General features: G+C 49.5%; 5 protein-coding genes. All 5 read right to left on the reverse strand.

Features of this window, described 5'->3' with window-relative positions; translation table 11 throughout:
- A partial coding sequence (locus Q0238_RS01350; RefSeq protein WP_297942131.1) for a hypothetical protein occupies positions 1–455 on the reverse strand: 455 nt, incomplete at its 3' end.
- Between the two features lie 19 nt (positions 456–474).
- Positions 475–1,632, reverse strand: a complete 1,158-nt coding sequence (locus tag Q0238_RS01355) for a DNA polymerase IV (protein WP_297942134.1) — start codon at positions 1,630–1,632, stop codon at positions 475–477.
- Complete coding sequence (locus Q0238_RS01360) at positions 1,629–2,630, reverse strand: bifunctional 3,4-dihydroxy-2-butanone 4-phosphate synthase/GTP cyclohydrolase II (RefSeq protein ID WP_297942136.1); 1,002 nt, start codon at positions 2,628–2,630, stop codon at positions 1,629–1,631. Before Q0238_RS01360 ends, Q0238_RS01355 begins: the two co-directional genes overlap by 4 nt.
- A 16-nt stretch (positions 2,631–2,646) precedes the next feature.
- Complete coding sequence (locus Q0238_RS01365) at positions 2,647–3,483, reverse strand: WG repeat-containing protein (RefSeq protein ID WP_297942138.1); 837 nt, start codon at positions 3,481–3,483, stop codon at positions 2,647–2,649.
- 15 nt (positions 3,484–3,498) lie between these two features.
- Positions 3,499–3,987, reverse strand: a complete 489-nt coding sequence (locus Q0238_RS01370; RefSeq protein WP_297942141.1) for an HIT domain-containing protein — start codon at positions 3,985–3,987, stop codon at positions 3,499–3,501.
- Positions 3,988–4,241 lie beyond the last annotated feature (254 nt).

Raw genomic sequence — 4,241 nt, forward strand, 5'->3', positions numbered from 1 at the left:
GCGTTTATCTGCACGTGCGTAGCAAGCGCGGAAAAGCTAGGAATGATAAATTGCGCCAGATATAGCGTCAAAATTTTATGCGATTTCGCGTCCGTGTTTTGCTTAAAGATCATAGCAAGCAGTGCTAGCATATTGGCTGCGTGAGCGCTTTTAAGCTCCGCGAAAGGCTTTTTGAAGCGGCATTTTTCATAAAACAGCTCCACTTCGCTTTCGCTTATGAGTTTGAAAAAATCCATCTCAAACGCCCCTTTTAGCGCCTCAAAATCGCGCCCTAGCGCCGCATAGTCCTCGCCCTGTACTTTCTGCCAAAGCTCGTGGCCGTTTTTGTTCTCGATATTTTTATTTACGATGATCCAGTTTTTGCCCAAGCTGCGCAACTTCTGCTCATCTATCACGCCCCTGAAATTCGTCGCAAAGATTATGCAGATCACCGAGTATAGCTCGCCTAATTTCATCTTTTTCCTTTAAATTTAATCAAATTTCGCTCGCTTTTTTTAGCTTTTCGATGCCGAATTTTTCCCAAATCCTGCTTAAAGATCGATCCAAGCTCTGCTGCTTCTTATCGATCTCGCCAAAGAGCAGCGAGCCGCCCGATCTGCCGCTAAAATTTGAAAGATTTAGCGCTACGTGGATTATCTGCGCACCTTTTTTCACGTCGCAGAGCCTAAACAGCTCAAGCGCGGTCTCGCTCAACAAGTTTAGACTAAACGCCCTATCCTGGCTGATCTGGTGCGAAAACTCCTCGCGCGATTTATAGCGGATCTTTAGATCATAAGTCGCGGGCTTTAGGCCTCTGGCGAGCACTTCGCCCGCCAAATGGCGCGCCAAAATTAAAATTTTACGCCGCAGCTCGTCCCGATCGGCGCACGGCGCGAAACTGCGTCCAAAGCCGATACTTTTGCGCTCGCGCTTTGAGACGACCTCGCCCTCATCCTCGCCGCTAAGGGCTGCGAAAATTTTCCTGCCGTTTGCGCCAATCTTTTCAAAAATTTCTCTGTGCCCTAACGCGTCGCCGAAGCTTATGATGCCGTATTTGCCGAGCGTTTTTTGCGCCGCCTTGCCGATGCCCGGGAATTTCGCTACCGGCACGGCGGATAGCTCGCGCGCGATTTGCGATTTTAAAATTTGCCGCACGCCGAAGGGTTTAGCAAGGCTCGTAGCGAGTTTTGCGATCAGTTTTGCTTCGCTAAGACCGACGCTACACGGAAGGCTAAAGCGGCGCATGATTTCACTTTGCAAAAACGCAGCAAAGCTCAGCGCGTCCGCGTCGTAGGGCGTGCCGCGTAAATTTAGAAAAAACTCGTCGATGCTAAATTTTTCGATCTCTGGCGTAAAGTTTAGTAAAAACTCATAAATTTCGCGTGAAATTTTTCGGTATTCGCCATGTCTGGCGCGCACCAAAATGAGCTGCGGGCAGAGTCCGAGCGCGATTTTAACGGGCTGAGCCGAGTGCACGCCGTCCGCTCTGGCCTCATAGCTCGCGCTTAAAATCACGCTGCCAAGCTCGCTCTTGCCGCCGAAAATCTCCTCGTCGCCGCCTCCGACGACTGCGATCTTTTTGCCCGCAAGTGCGGGATCGGCAAGCCTCGCTACAGAGACGAAGAAGCTGTCCAAATCGATATGAACTATCAAACTATGTCGATCCCGAATCCGCTAAGCCCCGCGTAGTCTTTCGGCTCGCTCTTGCTTAAAATTTTGATTTTTCTCACGCCCAGATGCGCTAAAATTTGCGCTCCGATGCCGAAGCTCTTAAAATCGGCGCGATTTTGCGCGGATTTTAGCATCAAAAGCACGCCGCCTTCATTGCGCAAAACGTCCAGATCGCGCATGAAATCGTTAAATTTCATATCGCTTAAAAATTCCAGATCGCTTGAAATTTTATGAAATTTCACGTTCGTCTGCGCGCTCTTTTCTGGCTCGCCGAAAATATATGCGCGGTGCTCGTTGCCCTCGTGATCGCTCACGTCGTAAAATTTCGCCGCCTCGCCGCACAGCGCGCTGTCACACAGCTCGCTAAATTTAACGAGAGTTTCGTGTTTTAGGCGGTACTGCACGATCTGCGCGACCGAGATCATATTGATGTCGTGCTGCGCGCAGAATTTCTCCAGATCGTCCCTGCGCGCCATATCGCCGTCGTCTTTGACGATCTCGCAGATCACGGCGCTTTGCGAAAGCCCCGCCAAGCGGCATAGATCCGTAGAGCCCTCAGTGTGGCCCGTGCGAGCGAGCACGCCGCCGCTTTTGGCGATGAGCGGGAATATATGTCCTGGACGGACGAAATCATCTGCGCGAGCGCCCACGCGCGACATCAGCTCGATCGTCATATTGCGCTCATACGCGCTTACGCCCGTCTTGGCGCCCTTCGCGTCGATCGTGACGGTAAAGGCGGTCTCGTGGCTCGAAGTGTTTTTATCGACCATCAAATTTAGATCTAGCTGCTGCGCAATCTGCGGGCTAAGCGCCACGCACAGCACTCCGCGGGCGTGCGTGATCGCGAAATTTACCTTCTGTGCGCTGCTAAAGGTGCTCGCAAACACCAAATCGCCCTCGTTCTCGCGATCGACGTCATCGACCATAACGAGCATTTTGCCGTTTTTCAGATCCTCGATCGCCTGCTCTACGCTAATCATTATCTCTCCTTTAAATTTACGATATTATCTTGCCGTTTTTATCAACGATTATTTCGCGACCGTCTAAAATAATCTTGATATAGTCGTCGCTTAAAACTTTCACAAATTCTACTTCGTCATAAAACACCGGCTTTACAATTTCATTATCCTCATCATCTAGCAGCCCCCATTTGCCGTCTTTTTTGACTTTAACGTATCCTTCGCAATATTTGATTTCGTCATAATATCCGCACAAAGTATTGTCAAAATCCCAAACAAGCTCGTATATACAAGACACTACCTCTGTGCCCGTTTTATCGATAAAGCCCCATTTGCCGTCCTTTTCAATCTTTGCTAAGCCTTCGCAAAAACTCCCGGTCCGATCATATATGCAAGGAATAACTTCTTTTCCCGTTTCATCGATATATCCCCAATAATCGTTCTTTTTAACGTCCGCCAAGCCTTCGCGAAAAACGCCAACGCCATCATATATACAAGGAACGATCTCTTTGCCGGTTTTATCGATAAAACCCCAATAGCCGCTTTTTTGAACTTCCGCCAGTCCTTCCTCAAAATTATAAGCATCATCATATATACAAGAAATCACCTCTTTCCCCGTTTTATCGATAAAGCCGAATTTATCATTCTTATTAACCCACGCTAAGCCCTCACAAAACTCCTCGGTCCGATCATATATGCAGGGGATAACTTCTTTGCCCGTTTTATCGACGAAGCCGAATTTATCGTTCTTTCTAACGCATGCTAGGCCTTCGCTAAAATACGAAACGTCATCATAGATGCAAGAAGTTATCTCCTTTCCTGTTTTATCGATAAAACCCCATTTATCGTTCTTTTTAACCCATGCCGATACCATCTCGATCTTCCGAATTTAAATTTTAATCTCCGCGTAAGTCGCCTTGAGCTTCTCAAAAAGCGGGGCGAACGAAACGCCGTTTACGCGGACGTTTGCGATCGTCGTGATGAAATTCGTATCGCGCTGCCACCGCGGCACGAGATGATAGTGCACGTGCTCGGCGATACCCGCACCCGCGGCGGCGCCGAGGTTCATGCCGATATTTACGCCGTTTGCGCCCAGCGTGCGCTTTAAAATCCCCACTCCGGCGCGCACGTAGCGGCTCATCTCCGCCCACGCATCATCGCTAAGGCACTCGATATTATCGGCGTGCTCGTAGGGTATCACCATAAACGCGCCCGGGCTGTATGGGTAGAGGTTCATCACCCCGAAGCAATGCCGCGCGCGAAAAAGCACGCCGTTGCGATCGTCGAACGCCGCATCCGCCGCCGCGTCGCAGAAGGGACAGCCGCTTCTTTTTTCGGTAAAATACTCGCTTCGCCAAGGGGCGCAAAGATAATCCATCTCTTTTCCTTTCCGAAATTCCAAAATTCTATGGAATTTTAAAATTTGCGTTTCGCAAAATTCTATGAAATTTGGAATTTAAAACTTCTAAATTTCATAAAATTTTATTTACGCAGCTCGCGCTTGCTCGCACGATGCGGAGCTATGCACGTGGCAGGGCGCGACATGCTTTGCAATCGCGGAGCACTTCGGCGCAATACGCACTCTGCGGATCGAAGCCCGCGGCGGACGCGCATTTGGCAAATACTCATCGC

It is taken from the genome of uncultured Campylobacter sp. (assembly GCF_938045775.1).
Taxonomy (GTDB): domain Bacteria; phylum Campylobacterota; class Campylobacteria; order Campylobacterales; family Campylobacteraceae; genus Campylobacter_B.